Source organism: Flavobacterium bizetiae, from assembly GCF_024271895.1.
GTDB lineage: Bacteria > Bacteroidota > Bacteroidia > Flavobacteriales > Flavobacteriaceae > Flavobacterium > Flavobacterium bizetiae.
The window spans coordinates 3,247,359-3,264,162 of record NZ_CP091861.1; the positions used below are offsets into that span (position 1 = coordinate 3,247,359).

Annotated in this window: 16 protein-coding genes; 3 read left to right on the forward strand and 13 right to left on the reverse strand. The window is 32.3% G+C overall.

All coding sequences use genetic code 11. The features are described 5' to 3' along the window. Nucleotides 1-9: 9 nt before the first annotated feature. From L0669_RS14100 to L0669_RS14130, 7 genes are all read right to left on the reverse strand, one after another. Nucleotides 10-1,371: an exonuclease domain-containing protein gene (locus L0669_RS14100; RefSeq protein ID WP_263758327.1), complete on the reverse strand. Its 1,362-nt coding sequence runs from the start codon at nt 1,369-1,371 to the stop codon at nt 10-12. Between the two features lie 72 nt (nt 1,372-1,443). After that, nucleotides 1,444-2,103 carry a YggS family pyridoxal phosphate-dependent enzyme gene (locus L0669_RS14105; RefSeq protein ID WP_263758329.1) on the reverse strand — a complete coding sequence of 220 codons (660 nt, stop codon included), beginning with the start codon at nt 2,101-2,103 and terminating at the stop codon, nt 1,444-1,446. Between the two features lie 12 nt (nt 2,104-2,115). Further along, nucleotides 2,116-3,009 carry a 3-hydroxyacyl-CoA dehydrogenase family protein gene (locus tag L0669_RS14110; RefSeq protein ID WP_263758330.1) on the reverse strand — a complete coding sequence of 298 codons (894 nt, stop codon included), beginning with the start codon at nt 3,007-3,009 and terminating at the stop codon, nt 2,116-2,118. 89 nt (nt 3,010-3,098) lie between these two features. Then, nucleotides 3,099-4,064: a Gfo/Idh/MocA family protein gene (locus tag L0669_RS14115; RefSeq protein WP_173973184.1), complete on the reverse strand. Its 966-nt coding sequence runs from the start codon at nt 4,062-4,064 to the stop codon at nt 3,099-3,101. Nucleotides 4,065-4,158: 94 nt separating this feature from the next. Continuing rightward, a complete protein-coding gene (locus L0669_RS14120) occupies nt 4,159-4,881 on the reverse strand; it encodes a LytR/AlgR family response regulator transcription factor (RefSeq protein ID WP_173973185.1) in 723 nt (240 codons plus the stop codon). Nucleotides 4,882-4,884: 3 nt separating this feature from the next. Beyond that, nucleotides 4,885-5,958, reverse strand: a complete 1,074-nt coding sequence (locus L0669_RS14125) for a sensor histidine kinase (protein WP_263758331.1) — start codon at nt 5,956-5,958, stop codon at nt 4,885-4,887. Between the two features lie 236 nt (nt 5,959-6,194). Then, nucleotides 6,195-8,378 carry a prolyl oligopeptidase family serine peptidase gene (locus L0669_RS14130; protein WP_263758332.1) on the reverse strand — a complete coding sequence of 728 codons (2,184 nt, stop codon included), beginning with the start codon at nt 8,376-8,378 and terminating at the stop codon, nt 6,195-6,197. Nucleotides 8,379-8,957: 579 nt separating this feature from the next. Between L0669_RS14130 and L0669_RS14135 the strand changes: the two genes are divergently transcribed. Beyond that, a complete protein-coding gene (locus tag L0669_RS14135) occupies nt 8,958-9,599 on the forward strand; it encodes a protein-L-isoaspartate(D-aspartate) O-methyltransferase (protein ID WP_173973188.1) in 642 nt (213 codons plus the stop codon). 28 nt (nt 9,600-9,627) lie between these two features. On the opposite strand, the gene L0669_RS14140 is transcribed toward L0669_RS14135, so the two are convergent. From L0669_RS14140 to smpB, 3 genes are all read right to left on the reverse strand, one after another. Then, a complete protein-coding gene (locus tag L0669_RS14140; protein WP_263758334.1) occupies nt 9,628-10,626 on the reverse strand; it encodes a helix-turn-helix domain-containing protein in 999 nt (332 codons plus the stop codon). An 88-nt stretch (nt 10,627-10,714) separates the two neighbouring features. Beyond that, a complete protein-coding gene (locus tag L0669_RS14145) occupies nt 10,715-11,365 on the reverse strand; it encodes a hypothetical protein (protein ID WP_173973190.1) in 651 nt (216 codons plus the stop codon). Nucleotides 11,366-11,445: 80 nt separating this feature from the next. Further along, nucleotides 11,446-11,901: an SsrA-binding protein SmpB gene (smpB, locus tag L0669_RS14150; RefSeq protein WP_073393742.1), complete on the reverse strand. Its 456-nt coding sequence runs from the start codon at nt 11,899-11,901 to the stop codon at nt 11,446-11,448. Between the two features lie 70 nt (nt 11,902-11,971). Here smpB and L0669_RS14155 point away from each other — a divergent pair, with 70 nt between their 5' ends. Then, complete coding sequence (locus L0669_RS14155) at nt 11,972-12,202, forward strand: VF530 family protein (protein WP_263758335.1); 231 nt, start codon at nt 11,972-11,974, stop codon at nt 12,200-12,202. Here the strand turns inward: L0669_RS14155 and L0669_RS14160 are convergent, their stop codons facing one another. The 3 genes from L0669_RS14160 to L0669_RS14170 all read right to left on the reverse strand — a co-directional run bounded on the left by L0669_RS14160 (nt 12,203) and on the right by L0669_RS14170 (nt 14,302). Next, nucleotides 12,203-12,757 carry a DUF3575 domain-containing protein gene (locus tag L0669_RS14160; protein ID WP_263758336.1) on the reverse strand — a complete coding sequence of 185 codons (555 nt, stop codon included), beginning with the start codon at nt 12,755-12,757 and terminating at the stop codon, nt 12,203-12,205. It lies immediately after the preceding gene. Between the two features lie 132 nt (nt 12,758-12,889). Continuing rightward, nucleotides 12,890-13,441: a GNAT family N-acetyltransferase gene (locus tag L0669_RS14165; protein WP_263758337.1), complete on the reverse strand. Its 552-nt coding sequence runs from the start codon at nt 13,439-13,441 to the stop codon at nt 12,890-12,892. A 9-nt stretch (nt 13,442-13,450) separates the two neighbouring features. Then, on the reverse strand, nt 13,451-14,302 hold the full coding sequence (locus L0669_RS14170; protein WP_263758338.1) for an aldose 1-epimerase family protein: 852 nt from the start codon (nt 14,300-14,302) through the stop codon (nt 13,451-13,453). A 186-nt stretch (nt 14,303-14,488) separates the two neighbouring features. Between L0669_RS14170 and L0669_RS14175 the strand changes: the two genes are divergently transcribed. After that, nucleotides 14,489-16,759, forward strand: coding sequence for a M1 family metallopeptidase (locus tag L0669_RS14175; protein WP_263758340.1), 2,271 nt, complete (start codon nt 14,489-14,491; stop codon nt 16,757-16,759). Nucleotides 16,760-16,804: the final 45 nt, after the last annotated feature.

Below are 16,804 nucleotides of genomic sequence, written 5' to 3' on the forward strand. Positions count from 1 at the left end.
TTTTATTTGTTAAAAATTTAGGATTTTAAGCGATTTGCTTTTACGAATGTAATTCTGGATAATATTCTTTACATCGCGATTGTGTTGCATTGGAATGAGAATATTTTTTAGAATTTCGACATTGTTTATTTGATAGTTTAGGTCGTAAAAGGCATATCCTTGATAAATTCCGTTTTCTATCAATATCGCGCTTCTTTCGTTTACATTTCTTCCTCTGTCAATAAGAATCATGCTTTTATTTTCGAAGCTGTTTTCGGCTATAAATTGCTGTACTCTGGCATTGTAAATTTCCGGAGTGACTTCGCCAATACAAGCGCCGTCGCATTCCTTTATTTTATATTGAAAACATTCTTTTTTAGTTACATATAATCCTGTAAGCTTTTGGCACAAATGGTATTTTGTAGTGAACTTAAAAAGTGCATTTTTACCTTCTTGTAAGCTGGCGTATGACGTAATTTCTTTTTTACGCCCGTCAGCCTTTTCAAGTTTTAGATTCAAATATCCGTTAGCATCTTTTTCTACATATAATGCATATGGAAAATTGGTTTTGCGTTGTGAACGGTTATATCTGGGTCTGTTTATTTTTATTTCCTGACTTTCTTTTAATAATGCAATAAGTTCACTTCCGGTTTCATCATAGGTTATGGTGAAAACTTCGGCTTGAATTTTTTTGCTTTTGGTCGTAATTCCTGTAAAATGCTGATTGACTCTTTTTTTGATATTTTGGCTTTTGCCAATATAAATTAGAGTTCCGCCTTCGTTATAGATATAATAAACGCCGGTTTTGGTTGGCATTTGGGATAAAAGATCGAGAAATTTTGGTGCAATTCCTTTTTCGACTTCTAGTTTTATAAAATCTTTTACGATTGTTTTTTCTAAGTCTTTTTCAAGAAGCATTTTGAATAACTTGGTCGTTGCCATGGCGTCTCCGCTGGCACGATGCCTGTCGGCCATTGGAATTCCCAATGCGCGAACTAGTTTTCCTAAGCTATAAGAAGGTTGTTCTGGAATTAGTTTTTTGGCTAATTCTACTGTACAAAGTGTTCTGGCTTCGAAATCATAACCCAAACGTCTGAATTCGGTACGTAAAATTCTATAATCGAAAGAGGCGTTGTGCGCTACGATAATACAATCGGAAGTAATTTCGATGATTCGTTTGGCAACTTCAAAAAACTTAGGTGCAGAACGCAACATAGCATTATTAATCCCGGTTAATTTCACCACAAAAGGCTGAATCGGGATTTCAGGATTAACAAGGCTAATGAATTGGTCGATTACTTCATGGCCATCAAATTTATAAATGGCGATTTCGGTAATTCCTTCTTCGTTAAACTGGCCTCCAGTGGTTTCTATGTCTAGTATTGCGTACAAATTTAGTATTCAGTCTCGGTTTTTAGTATTCAGTTAAAATCTACAATCTTTAATCTACAATCTACAATTAAGTTAACGTCCGCCAAAAATGCTGCTTCCAATACGAACCATTGTGCTTCCGCATTCTATGGCAAGTTTGTAATCTCCAGACATTCCCATAGAGATTGTTTTTAGATCGCAGTTTTCAGCTTTAAGCTCTTTAATCGAATCAAAAATAGATTTTAGAAGTGTAAATTCTTTTTTAATCTGGTTTTGGTCTTCTGTGAATGTTGCCATTCCCATTAATCCTAAGATACGAATATTTTTCATCTCTTTGAATCCTGGTGAAGATAATAATTCGTTTAATTCTTTTTCGTCTAAACCAAATTTAGATTCTTCTTCGGCAATGTATATTTGAAGCAAACAGTCTATAGTTCTATTGTTTTTTAAAGCATGTTTGTTGATTTGCTCTAATAATTTTAGACTATCAACACCGTGAATCAAGCTCACAAATGGTGCCATAAATTTAACTTTATTCGACTGTACGTGACCAATCATATGCCATTGAATGTCTTTTGGCATTTCTTCGTACTTATCGACCATTTCCTGGATTTTGTTTTCTCCAAAAATGCGTTGACCGGCATTATATGCTTCCATCAAATCAGGAACAGGTTTCGTTTTAGAAACTGCAACTAGGGTTACATGTTCCGGTAAACTTGATTTGATTGTATTTAGGTTCGATTGTATCGACATGGTGTTTCTTTTTTATGAAAGAATAAATTGCTTAGAGATTTTCTCTGCTTTTTTACTTTCACTATAATCATAAAAACCTTCTCCTGATTTTACACCTAATTTTCCGGCTCTCACCATATTTACTAATAGTGGGCAAGGAGCATATTTAGGGTTTTTGAAACCTTCGTACATTACGTTTAGGATTGCAAGACAAACATCAAGGCCAATAAAATCAGCTAATTGAAGAGGTCCCATTGGGTGTCCCATTCCTAATTTCATTACGGTGTCGATTTCGTAAACTCCGGCTACTTTATTGTATAACGTTTCGATCGCTTCGTTTAGCATAGGCATCAAAATTCTATTGGCTACGAAACCTGGATAATCGTTTACTTCAACAGGAGTTTTTCCTAATTTTTCAGATAAATCCATGATGATTTTAGTCACTTCGTCGCTGGTATTGTATCCGCGAATGATTTCGACTAATTTCATAATAGGCACCGGATTCATAAAATGCATTCCGATAACTCGTTCAGGATGTGCGACAACTGCCCCAATTTGAGTAATTGAAATAGAAGAAGTATTGGTGGCTAAAATTGTATTATGAGAACAAGCTTCGTTTAATTGTTTAAAGATATTTAGTTTAAGTTCTACATTTTCTGTAGCTGCTTCCACTACTAAATCTACACCAACAACGCCATCCTTAATATCTGTATACGTAATAATATTAGTGATCGTTTTAGCAACATCTTCCTGAGTAATGGTTCCTTTAGATAACATTCGGTCGAGGTTTGCAGCAATATTTGCCATTCCTTTGTCTAATGATTTCTCAGAAACATCAATTAGTTTTACAGTAAAACCACTTTGTGCAAATGTATGAGCAATTCCGTTACCCATTGTTCCTGCACCAATTACAGCTATAGTTTTCATATTATATTAGATATTATATTTATGATTTAGCCACGAATTCACCAATTGGTTCGTGAATTCGTGGCTAATTTTATTTTTTAAATTTTCAATTATTTTTGGAAACAATCAATGATTTGATATGCTACTCTTAAAGCATCAGTTGCTTGTTCAAGTGTTACAACAGGAGTTGTATCTGTTTTTATTGCATTTGCAAATGACTCTAATTCGTCAAGAATCGCATTGTTTTGCTCGACATCAGGATTGGTAAAATAGATTTGTTTTTTTACACCTTCGGCATTTTGCAAAATCATATCAAAATCTCCTGGAACTTCTGGAGCATCTTTCATACGAACCACTTCACATCTTTTTTCTAAAAAATCAACTGAGATATAAGCATCTTTTTGAAAGAAACGTGTTTTACGCATATTTTTCAACGAAATTCTGCTTGCCGTTAAATTCGCCACGCATCCGTTTTCGAATTCAATTCGGGCATTGGCAATATCTGGAGTGTCACTAATAACAGAAACCCCACTTGCATGAATGTCTTTTACTTTTGAATTTACGACACTTAAAATAGCATCAATATCATGAATCATCAAATCCAGCACTACAGGAACATCTGTACCACGCGGATTAAATTCTGCTAAACGGTGCGTTTCTATAAACATTGGATTTTCGATCATGTTTTTTGTAGCAATAAACGCCGGATTAAAGCGCTCAACATGACCTACCTGACCTTTTACGTTGTATTCTTTGGCTAAAGCAATAATTTCTTCGGCTTCATCAACGGTATTAGCAATTGGTTTTTCTATAAAGATATGTTTTCCCGATTTTATCGCTACTTTAGCACATTTATAATGTGAGAGCGTTGGAGTTACAATATCAATGACATCCACGGCGTGGATTAATTTTGCAATAGTACTGAAGTTTTTATAACCGAATTCTTTTGATATTCGCTCGGCATTTTCTTGATTTTCATCATAAAATCCAACTAATTCGTATTTGTCAGATTGTTGTAATAAACGTAAATGTATTTTACCAAGATGACCAGCACCTAAAACTCCTACTTTTAACATGAGAATGTATTTTAAACAAAAATATAATTTATTTGTCGAAAGTAAAAGTTTAGTTATGACAAAGTCAAAATTATTTAAACAATTATAGTTGTATCTACAGACTTAATTTTTCTTTGAAGTTTTGTGTTTGTCTTCGGGAGATTTCTACTTTTAGCTCTTTTGGCAGGTGTACAAGTAAATTTCCGCTAAACCATGGGTCTATTTTAAGGATATATTCGACATTGATAATCTGATTTCTATTGGCCCGAAAGAAAAAATCATCAGGAAGCTTTTCTTCAATATTGTTTAATGATTTATTTATTATTGCTTTTTCGTCCTGAAAAAATATTTTGGTATAATTGCCGTCAACTTCAAACAGAAAAATGTCAGCAATTTTTACAAGCCAGCATTTTTCGCCATCACGAATAAAAATTTGATTGTTTAAAGTTAGTTTCTTGCTGCTTTTTTCTTCTTTTTCGGTTATATTTTGTCCCACTTTTTCGATTGCTTGTGCGAATCTTTTAGGGTTTATAGGTTTTAGTAAGTAATCTAAAGCGTTGTATTCGAAAGATTTAATAGCATACTCGTCAAAAGCGGTTGTAAAAATTGTAATAGGAACTTTATCCAGCATTTCCAGTAACTCAAAACCATCTTTTTCCGGCATGTTTATATCAAGAAAAAGTAAATCAGGCTGGGTTTCCTCTATAAGTTTAAAACCGGTATCAACATTTTCTGCTTCTCCGATAATTTCAATTTCGGGATGGTTTTTAATTAATTCCTTTAATTCGTTTCTGGCCAAACGGGAATCTTCGACAATGACAGCTTTTATTTTTTTCATACTTTAAAGTATTGGAATAATTATTTGGGCAATTACTTCATTTTCTATTTCCTGTAATTTAAAACTAGCTTTTTCACCATAAATTAAATGAAGTCTTTTTTCGATATTCTTAATTCCTAATTGAGTAGAATCTTTTTCGATAGTAAGTACGCCTGAGTTAGCAACTAAAATGCTCAAATTGTTATTTTCCAGTTGCGTTTTTAATGAAATATGACCTCCGTCTTTTAATTTCGCAATTCCATGCTTAACGGCATTTTCAACCAGCATTTGAATAATCATAGGCGGAATTTGTAATTTTAAAGTTTCTTTTTCTATTTGCGAAGTAAATTTTAAACGTTCTTCAAGTTGAATTTTAGAAATTTCTATAAAGTTTTCTACCATTTCAAGTTCTTCATCAAGGGCAATTTTCGTTACCTCATTTTTGGTAAGTGAATAACGAAGCATTTCAGACAATCTGGTGATCATTTCCCTTGATTTTTCGGGGTTTTCTAATATTAGCCCGCGAATATTATTTAAACTATTAAACATAAAATGCGGATTGATTTGCCCTTTTAAAGCATTCAGTTGAGAATCTTTCAAAGTATTTTCAATTTGCATTCGGTCCATTTTGTTGTTTTTGATTTGCAAAGTTGTTGTGTAAATCGTGTAGGCAACGATCCAAAGAAAGAAAAGAAATCCCATTGCAAAAACAAAGATAATTTGATTTTTTGCTGATTGAGATGGGTGATCAAAAACTTCAGGATTGTGATATATATAATTGATGACTATATAATTATAAGCCATTAGCGCTGCGTAATAAAGAATGGCAGCAGAGAAAATTAAAAAAAGCATTTTGATAATTTCCCAAAATTTAAAATCGTCAAGTTTTATATGTCGGTCATAAAAGTATTTTAGAACAATAGAAACAAATGTGAGCAGGCAAATACTAAAGCAGTAATCTAATAAAAGCTGCCAATTTTTATATCCTAAAAAATTTAATTCGGGAATAATAATTTGAGGAATAAAAAGTACTCCTGAATAAATAGTCCATATAATAACCTGAACTAAAATGAAAAACCGATCCTTTTTTTGAAACATTTTTATAATTTATTTTACCTTTAATGACCTTGATAAATCAACGATTTATACGATGAAAAACTTCTAAAAGAAGTAGTCATCATTCAAGAAATAAAGACACTTTTTTTTATTCCAATACAATTTTAACTAAGTAGCTGCTTAATTCAATAACAAGCGCAATAATTATTTTGATCATAATTTTAAGTTGTAAAAAACTTTGGCAATGCCGATCATTGCCAAAGTTACATTTTAAATAATTAATTTTTAGGTTGAAAATCAGGATTACCTACTTGCCATAGTGCAAAACTTAATACATCGGCAACTTCTTCGTACGATTTTGATTTTGAAGCTCCTCCAAAATGACCGGCTTCGTAATCTACTTTTAGTAGAGTTGGTTTATTAGAGGTATTTACTTCTAATAATCGGGCTGCAAATTTAGCTGGTGACCATACAATAATTCTAGGATCGTTAAATCCTGCTGTTGTCAGGGTTGCAGGATATTTTACACCTTCTTTTAGCTGCAAGTAAGAATCCATTTCTATTAGAGCTTTGGCTTCATCTTCTATTTTCATTGTTCCAAATTCTGGTGTATTTGCAGGTCCGTTTGGTGCATTTTCTCCTCTCACGGTATTCATGCTTCCTACTCCCGGGATAGCTACTGCATATAGATCTGGTCTTTCTGTAACGGCTCTTCCTACGAAAATTCCTCCTGCGCTTCTGCTGTAAATTGCCGTTTTTGTCGGATTGGTGTATCCTTCATTAATCATATATTCTGTGCACGAAATTACATCTTTCCATGTATTTTGTTTTTTGCTTTTCTGACCTTCCAAATGCCATTTTTCTCCCAGTTCTCCGCCACCTCGTACGTGTGCAACAGCAAGTATTCCGCCTTTTTCTACCCATAAAAGTAAGCCTGGATTAAAACTTGGAGACATAGACATTCCGTATGCGCCATAACCATAAAATAAAACGGGCGTATTTTTATCTTTTTTGATTCCTTTTTTATAGATAAGAGATAGTGGTACTTCAACTCCATCATAAGATTTTACCATTAATTCTTCGATTTCAAAATTTTCAAATTCAGGATATTCAGCAATAGTCGAAAGTTCTTCTCGTGTAAAAGTGTTTGTTTTTACGTCATATTTATAACGTTCTCCTTTAGTTGTCCAGCCTGTTGTTCTAACCCATAGATCAGAAAACTTATTTCCTCTTGCGCTTAAAACGATAGTAGCAGATTTTTTTGGAGTTTTAATTTCTTTATGATTTTTACCTTCAAAATCAGTAAAATATAATTTGCTTTCAATTCCGTTTTTTGTTTTTGTATAAAAAATTCCGTCTTTGGTAATCGTAACCGGATTTAAATTGGCCTCTTTGTCTTCTGGAATTACAAGTGTTGCTGTTGCCAGATCTGGATTGGCAATACTTGTTTTTGTAACTTTAAATTTGGGAGAATTCAGACTTGTATAAAAATAAATGTCTTTATTACTAAAAGCAAAACTTTTGATTTCATCTTTTCTGTCGGTTAGTAATTTCCAGCTAATTTTTGATTTAGTTAAATCTGGACCTTTTGCAATAAAAAGTTTTTGGTTTTGATTTACAGAGTAAGGCATCAGGAAAAGCATATTGCTGTCTTCGTCATAGCCCATAATAGGAATTTCTTCTTCTGCAATATTCAGTTCCGGATACATGGCCTTGCTAAAAAGTAATTTATCTGTAGCACTATCAGTTCCTACAACGTGTAATTTGGTTATAATATTCAATTGTGCTTTTGCATCGTGAATATCAGAAGTAGGTGATTGTGCGTATAAAAATGATTTATCATCTTTTAGCCAATTTGCATTACCAAATCTTAGTCTGTCAATTTTATCAGCTAAAATTTTGTTGTCGGCTAAATTTATTAAAATCATTTCGCTCATTTCTCCGCCATTTTTAGAAACATTTACGGCAATAAGTTTGGCGCTTTTATTTGGTGAAAAAGAACTAATATTAAAAATGTCTTTACTTTCTCCTTTTAAGCTTTCCGGATCAAATATTAAAGTTTCTTTTCCTTTTAAACCATTTCTTTTGTACAGTTTTGCAACCTGATCTTTTGGAGTAGTTTTTTGATAAAAGTAAGTTCCGTCTTGCGTAATCTGAACGCCGCTAATTGCTTCGCTGACTCTGTCATTTATAGAGGTCAATTGATTTATAAGAGTTTGTTTTCCCGGAATCGAGTTTAAAATATTGTTAGTATAATCTGCCTGAGCTTTTAACCAGGTTAGCGTTTGCTCACTTTTTAAATCTTCAAGATTCCTGTATTTGTCTTCAACTTTAATTCCGAAATAAGTATCAGTAACAGGAATAGAAGGTGCTTTTTCTTGTTTGCTTTGTGCGAAAGAATTTCCTGTAAAAGCAATTCCTAGAGATAGAATAGTAATTTTTTTTAATGTAATTGTTTTCATAATTAGTGTTTTTTGATTGATGATTGTTTTACTTTATAAAAGGATTATTGTTACGAATTTGTAAAGTGCAAATCCTATTATAAAACCTACCACAAATGATTTAGCGATTTTGTAAACGTTTATTTCTTTTTTAGTTTCCATGATTAATGATTTTAATGATTAATTTATTTATTATTGATTGATTGATTGATTGATTGATTGATTGATTGATTGATTGATTGATTGATTGATTGATTGATTTTTGACTTAGAGGTGAATTAAAAAACTAATGGCATTTGAGATAAGTCCAATTGCAAAACCAACAGTTAATGGTTTTAAAAATTCGGTGGTGTTTTTCATTTTAAATGTATTCATCTTCTTATTTTTTTAAGTTATTATTTCCTGTTTGATGATTCAAAAGTAGAAACACATTAGATGAAAATTTTCAAAAAAATGACGAGCGGTAAATACAACCATTTGAGTGGTAATTGATTTGCTTTTTATGAATTTGAAAGAAGATTGTACCTTGAAAACATTCTTTGTGAAAGCATTTAAAATTGATTTACTTTCTTATTTTTGCAAAAATAAAACCTACCCATTTTGAAAGACACTGCCAAACATCAAGGACTTCGTAATCAGTTAGTAAGCACTTTAGAGCAAAAAGGAATTACTGATAAAGCGGTTTTGGATGCGATAAAAAAAATCCCAAGACACCTTTTTTTGAATTCAAGTTTTGAAGATTATGCTTATCAGGATAAGGCATTTCCTATAGGAGCCGGTCAAACTATCTCACAACCTTACACGGTTGCATTTCAATCTCAATTATTAGAAGTAAAAAAAGAACACAAAATTCTGGAAATTGGTACCGGTTCAGGTTACCAAACCGCCGTTTTATGTATGTTGGGCGCTAAAGTATTTAGTGTAGAAAGACAAAACGAATTGTTTAAAACTACTTCGAATTTGTTTCCAAAATTAAACATTCGTCCTAAACATTTATCTTTTGGAGATGGATATAAAGGATTACCAAGTTACGCACCGTTTGATAGTATTATAGTTACTGCAGGCGCACCTTTTATTCCTCAGCCTTTAATGGCACAACTAAAAATAGGAGGAAGGCTGGTTATTCCGTTAGGAGAAGATGTTCAGATTATGACCTTATTGATTCGTAAAAATGAAACGCAATTTGAAAAACATGAGTTTGGAGAATTTAGATTTGTTCCTTTATTAGAAGATAAAAATTAAAGAAAAAGCCCATTGAGTTGGGCTTTTTTTATTTTGAAACCAATTCTATTGCTCTAAGTAAGTTGGCTTTTTCAATTTGAAGGATGTAATTAATAAAGAATGATTTATCATTTTTGTTTTGGCATTCTTCTAAAAGAGATAAATAATTGTCTCTGTTTTCTTGAATTGTTGCAAATATATAACCGTTTTGAAGTAATATCCAGTTCATTAATAAATTGGCAATTTGAAGATTTCCAGTTTCGAAAGGATTGAGGTTTATTATTTTTAGATATGATTCTGAAGCTAAAATTATGGGGTGCAAGCTATTTTTATTGGTTTCAAACCAATTAAAAAATAAGTTCATTTCGCGAATTACTAACGGATCATTTTTATATTTTCCAGAATTTTCGGGATTTATTCCTCTCATATATAAATTATGCATGACGAGAAATTCTTTTTCTGATATAGAAACTTTTTTTTGATTTAAATCTTTGATATAGGCAATTGCTTCTTGAAGATTTACCGCTTCAAGATGTTCGTGCATTGTTTTTCCTGTAATTGTTAGTCCTTCATTAATTACTGACTTTGTTTCTTCAAAGTTTAGTGAGTTTCCGGTTAGACGATTACTTTCATAAATAAATTCTAATTCTAATGCTTTAGATATTCTACGCAAGTCGAAATGATTTAAAGATTTAATTTGTTGTTTTAAAATTTCGATTTCATCCAAAATAATTTGAATGGTTGATAAAACGCTAGATTCAATAATTTTTTTATTATTTTGAATTTCCTGTTCAACCAATAAAAGAGCTTTTAAAGCAAATTCTTCATCTTCGATTTCGTGTAGTATTTTTGCCTTTAACCATGCAATCATTAAAGTTTCATAATCAATCTCCAAAAGTTGGGAAAGTTTTAAAATCTGTTCTCGTGTAGGTTTTCTTCCGCCGCTTTCAAATTTACTTATTAAAGCCTGGTCAATGCCAAGTAGTTGTGCTACTTCACGAGTTTTGTAACCTTTTTGCTCTCTGGCATTTTTAAGAAGTGATTTCATTTTTTCATGTAGTTTAATGTCTTGACAAAATCAGTCATTAAAATTCCGATAAAAAAAAGCAATATTTTAAATATTGCTTTTTCTAAAATTATATTTTGCTTTTTGGAGGAAGAGAACCATCTTTTCTCATTTCCTGAACTACAGTTTGCATAATGGCATCAACCGTTTGGCCCAAATCAGTTACATAATCTGATTTTGTAGTTCCTGTCCAGATTAATTTATTTTCTTTTAATGAAAAAACATTCGTCTCTACCATATAAGATGTGGTTTCCTGATAGTATCCCGGATCGTAAAAGTTGGGAGAATACATTCCGTACCAGTTTCCAAAACCATAACCATACATTCCGGTATACATTCCGTCAAAACCGCCATAATACATGCCGGTGTAAGTTCCCGGAACATAAGTGGTTTCTTTTTCGGTACTTACTAAACGCAATGTAATAACCCCATCAAAATTCTCATCTTGCAAAATTTTTAATTTTTGCTCTTTACTAAGATCTTTGACAGTTTCGTTTAGATATTCGTAAGAAGTTTTAAAGATTGGATTACTTGCAGCGATTCTGTTTTCGGTAATTCTTCGCGAAGCTTCGTCTTTTAATAAGGCTACAATCAAAACTTTTTTGAAGTTTTCCTGAGCAATTGTTATTTTGGGATCTCTCCAGCTATTAACGATAGAGGTATTACTACCACAACCCGAAAGCGCAAGAACGGCGATTACTAAAGATAAGTATTTTTTCATATTACAATTTTTTACAATGATTGTAGTAAAAATACGTATAAAATAGAAACAAACGTTCTTCTTGTAATTAAAAAATAACTTTAGTTGTAAGCCTTTTTTATTCGGTCTAAGTCGCGTTTTGTATCTTGTTCTTTTAAAGATTCGCGTTTGTCGTAGTTTTTCTTTCCTTTACAAAGACCAATTTGCAGTTTTGCAAGCCCTTTTTCGTTAGTAAATAATTTTAAAGGAACAATAGTAAGTCCTTTTGCCTGAACGCTTTTGTGAAGACTTTTTAGTTCTTTTTTATTCAAAAGCAATTTTCTCTCACTTCTAGATTTGTGATTGAATTGATTTCCAAAAGAATATTCTTCGATATAAGTATTTATAGCAAAAAGTTCGAGGTTACTAAATTCGCAAAAACTTTCAGTGATATTAGCCTTACCTAAACGTATCGATTTGATTTCAGTTCCAGATAAAACAATTCCAGCAGTATAAGTATCGATTATCTCGTAATCAAATCGCGCTCTTTTATTAAGTATATTGACTGTTTTTAACATAGGATGACAAATTTAGTAACAAATAAATGAAACAGCAATTGTTTTTGCATAAATGATATAAATTTGCATCATGGAAAAACAACAATCAAAAGATCCGTTACACGGAATCACGCTTCAAAAAATAGTAGAAGCTTTAGTAGATCATTATGGTTTTGATACTTTGGCAGAGATCATTCCGATAAAATGTTTTACTTCAAACCCGAGCGTGAAATCTAGTTTGACTTTTTTAAGAAAAACCGACTGGGCCCGCAAAAAAGTAGAAGATTTATATGTAAAATCTCTGCCTAAATTTGATAAGTAATTACAATTTATAAGAAATCATAACACCACCACCATACGGAAGCCATTCGCCACTTTTATTCCAATCTACTGCCTTTTCATATCTGCCAGGAGTTTCATCATTGTAATAACCTTTATAGAAGCCTTGGTGCCAACCACCTCTAGCATAAATATCAAGTAGAAATTTATCGCTTAGTTTAATATTGTATCCAACTGTGATGCCTAGGCGATAACCAAAACCATGTTCGTATTGGTTAAATTTCCAATGATCCCATTTTTGTAATTCGTAAACATCAGGACCAGCGTGAGCTCCCACATAAAATCCATCGTACTTTTCTTTAAAATGATAACGAACCTCCGGTGTTAATGTATAAAATTTCATCGGACTGTGCCCGTTAAAAGATTCCCAGAAAGAAGCCATAACATCAACACTTAAAGTCATTTTTTCTCCTATACTGGTTTCAATACCCACATTTGGTATCGCAACTATAGCTGTTGCAGCATTGAATTTAATAAAAGTTTGACTTTGAGACTGAATCGAAAAGAAAAGAACAAGTAGGATTAAGAATTTTTTCATAAAGTGGGTTTTCGTGGTATTAAAACAAAGCTTTGTCGCTTATTTCGCGTGCAAATATAACGCAAACCATTAATTACTATTATGTAATTGTTTTAAATTAACAAGAATATTTTTTGCAATAAGTAGGTTGAATTACTTAGATTCTAGTAATGAGTAAATTACATTATCTAAAAAACGACCTTCATAAAATTCACTTTCTTTTATATGAGCTTCTTTAACAAAACCGCATTTTTGTAATACCTTTTCTGAAGCGTAGTTTTCAGGATCAATTACAGCTTCGATAGAATGTAATTTTAAATCCTTAAAACCATAAGTAATTAATCGGTTAACGGCTTCCGGAATAATTCCGCGTCCGTGAAATTCAGGTAATAATATGTAGCCAATTTCAGCGCGGAAATTTTGAGGTTGCATTCTGTAGTAACCAATAATACCCAGAAGTTTTGAGTCACCTTTTAGTGTTATACCCCAATTTATTCCTTCATTTGCTACGATTTTTTGTTCAATCATAGCAATGTGTTCTAATGCATCTTCATTGTTTTTTACTAATGGTCTCGGGATGTATTTCATGGTTTCAGGATTCGAACGTAATTCGAAAACTTCATTTACATCATCGTTTGTTATTCTTCTTAAAAGCAAACGTTCTGTTTCTATAACAGGAAATGGCGTGAAATTAAATTCTAACATTTTTTTTAATTATAATATTGTGATAGTAAATTTTGAATTGAAGGTTTGATCACTATCCAAAATTAAAATCCCTTCTTTTTTGAATAAATCTCCTGAGTTTTCACTTGTATCCGAGTAACCCAGCCATGGCTCAATACAAATAAAAGGTGCTTGATCTTTAGTCCAGAGTCCTAAACTAGGAAAATCTTTAAAATCAACATTTATGTAAGGTTTTGATTTTTCAAGAATAGTTAATGATTTTGATTCTAAGGTTTTAAAAATCAATGCATCATTTTCGAATAATTTATAATTTAAAGGAACCGTACCATTTGTCGTTTCTAAGACTTTGGTTTTATTAGAAATTAAATCATTTTCTAAAAGATAGTATTTTAAAACTTCCTCTTTTTCAAACTCAAAAGCGTAGTCCTCAAAATTTTCGAGTAACGCTATTGCCGGATGAGCCCCAATTGAGAAAGGCAGTTTTTTACCACTTTTATTAATTACTTTATATTCTATATGTAATGAAGTATTTTCAAGAGTGTAGATAAGTTGTAATTCAAATTCAAACGGATACTTTTTTAAAGTTTCCGAATTTGATTCTAAAGAAAAAACAGCGCTATTTTCGGTTTTTTCAATCAATTGAAATTCCATATCTCTTGCAAAACCATGTCGTGGTAATTGATATTCTTTTCCTTCGATTGTGTAAGTGTTATTTTTTAAAGTCCCTACAATAGGAAAAAGAACAGGAGAGTGCTTTCCCCAAAAATCAGGACTACCTTCCCATATATATTCTTTATTATCATTGTTTTTTAATGAAAATAATTCTGCTCCGGCATGTTTTATTGAAGCACTTATTGTTGAATTTGAAATAGTTGTATTCAAAGTATTTATTATTGAAATGAATGAATTTTATAGTGATGTAAATATATTTTATAAATTTTAGTTTTTTAGGAAAATGCCTCAAATTATTTTTTTGATAAAATTTTGCTAAAATTAAATTTAAGCTTCACGTTTTCTCTCGAAATAGCTTTTTTTTTCATTAATTTGCTACATAAACAGCTAAAATATATGAAAATACAATCTTCAAAAGCCTTATTAGCCATGGCTTTGTTTGTGGGAATTTCTTCTGTTTGGGCGCAACAAAAGCCTGCAACAACAGCCGTAAATCCAGTTAATAATTACAGTTATCATGATGCATTTGGTCCACATTTTTATACAAAAAACGGGACTTCAACTCGTTCTGCAAGCGGGCAACCGGGAGTAGAGTACTGGCAAAACAGAGCCGATTATCAGATAACGGCAAAGTTAAATGCAACTACAAATGAAATTATTGGTACTGATGAAATTACATATACCAATAACAGTCCTGATAAATTAGGATTTGTATGGTTGAATTTAGATCAGAATTTATTCAAAGAAGACTCAAGAGGAAACGCTGTTGTACCTTTAACAGGAAGCCGTAATGGAGCTCAGGGACAGGTTTTTGATGGAGGAAATAAAATAAAATCAGTTAAGGTAATTTCTGTTGGAAAGAAAAAAACTGAAATTGAAGCCAAATATGTAGTAACAGATACCAGAATGCAAATTTTTCTTCCTGAAGAATTAGCATCAAAAGGAGGTACAGTAAAAATCAAAATTGAATTCTCGTTCACAGCTCCTTTTGAAGGATCAGACAGAATGGGAGTTTTAGAAACTAAAAATGGTAAAATTTTCACCATTGCACAATGGTATCCGCGTATGTGCGTGTACGATGATGTAAGAGGCTGGAACACGCATCCGTATTTAGGCGCATCTGAGTTTTATTTGGAATATGGTAATTTTGATGTAAAACTTACTGTACCTGCCAATCACTATGTGGTAGGTTCTGGAGAATTGATAAATGGAGCAGAAGTATTGCCTGCAGACGTGTTTAAACGTTATAAAGAAGCTAGTCTAAGCGATAAAACAGTTACAATTCGTTCTGCCGAAGAAGTGGCCGCAACCGCAAATACAAACGCTGCCGGAGAAAAAACATGGCATTATCAAATAAAAAATGCTCGTGATTTCTCTTGGGCATCATCTCCTGCTTTTGTTTTAGACGGAGCAAAAATCAATTTACCAAGCGGTAAAAAATCATTGGCATTATCAGCTTATCCTGTAGAAAGTTCTGGAGAAGGAGCTTACGGTCGTTCTACAGAATATGTAAAAGCAGCGATAGAACATTACTCTAAAACATGGTTTGAATATCCTTATCCCGCAGCGACAAATGTGGCAGGAAATGAAGGCGGAATGGAATATCCCGGAATTGTTTTTTGCAGCTGGGAATCAAAAGGTCAGGATTTATGGGGTGTTACAGATCATGAATTTGGTCACATCTGGTTTCCTATGATTGTAGGTTCAAACGAAAGATTATTTGGCTGGATGGATGAAGGTTTTAATACTTTTATTAATTCTCTAAGTACTGCCGAATTTAATAAAGGAGAGTATGTAGAGGCACCAACAGATTTGCATAAAGCAGCTGAGTCATTTACAAGACCTACTTTAGAAACCATAATGAGTTCACCTGATAATATGAAAGAAGCAAATATTGGTATGTTATGCTACTTTAAACCAAGTTCAGGATTGGTTATTTTAAGAGAACAGATATTAGGAAAAGAGCGTTTTGATACTGCTTTCCGTACTTATATCGAGCGTTGGGCATATAAACACCCTCAGCCTGATGACTTTTTCAGATCTATGGAAAATGTTGCAGGTGAAGATTTAAGCTGGTTCTGGAGAAGCTGGTACGTAAACAACTGGCGTTTTGATCAGGGAATTAACTCAATTAAGTACGTTAAAAATGATCCTTCAAAAGGAGTTGTGATTACGGTAGAAAATTTTGATAAAATGCCAATGCCGGTTATTTTAGACGTGAAAACAAAAAGCGGAAAAGTGACCAGAGTTAAATTGCCTGTAGAAATTTGGCAACGTAATACTGTATGGTCTTTCAAGCATAATTCTACAGAAGAAATCGAAAGTATTACTCTTGATCCTGATCATGTTTTTCCTGATAATAACGAATCAAACAATGTGTGGACATCGGGAAACGGTAAAATAGAGAAGGATGTAATTTTAGACGGATATTTAGGAACATATTCAACTTCAAGAGCGCCTTTGAAAATTGATTTTACAGAAAAGAACAGTACATTAAATGTTGAGATTACAAACTTTCCTAAGTTTACTGTAGCTCCTGTAGAAAACGAAAAAGATACTTTTGAATCTAAAAGTGCCGGATTAAAATTTAAGTTTAACGAAGCTAAAACAGGTTTTGATATGATTATTTTGGGTAATGGAGAAATCATTCCATTTACTAAAAAATAAAAATACAAATTTATAAAGGTTTTAAAGCCCGATAGTTATTAATAA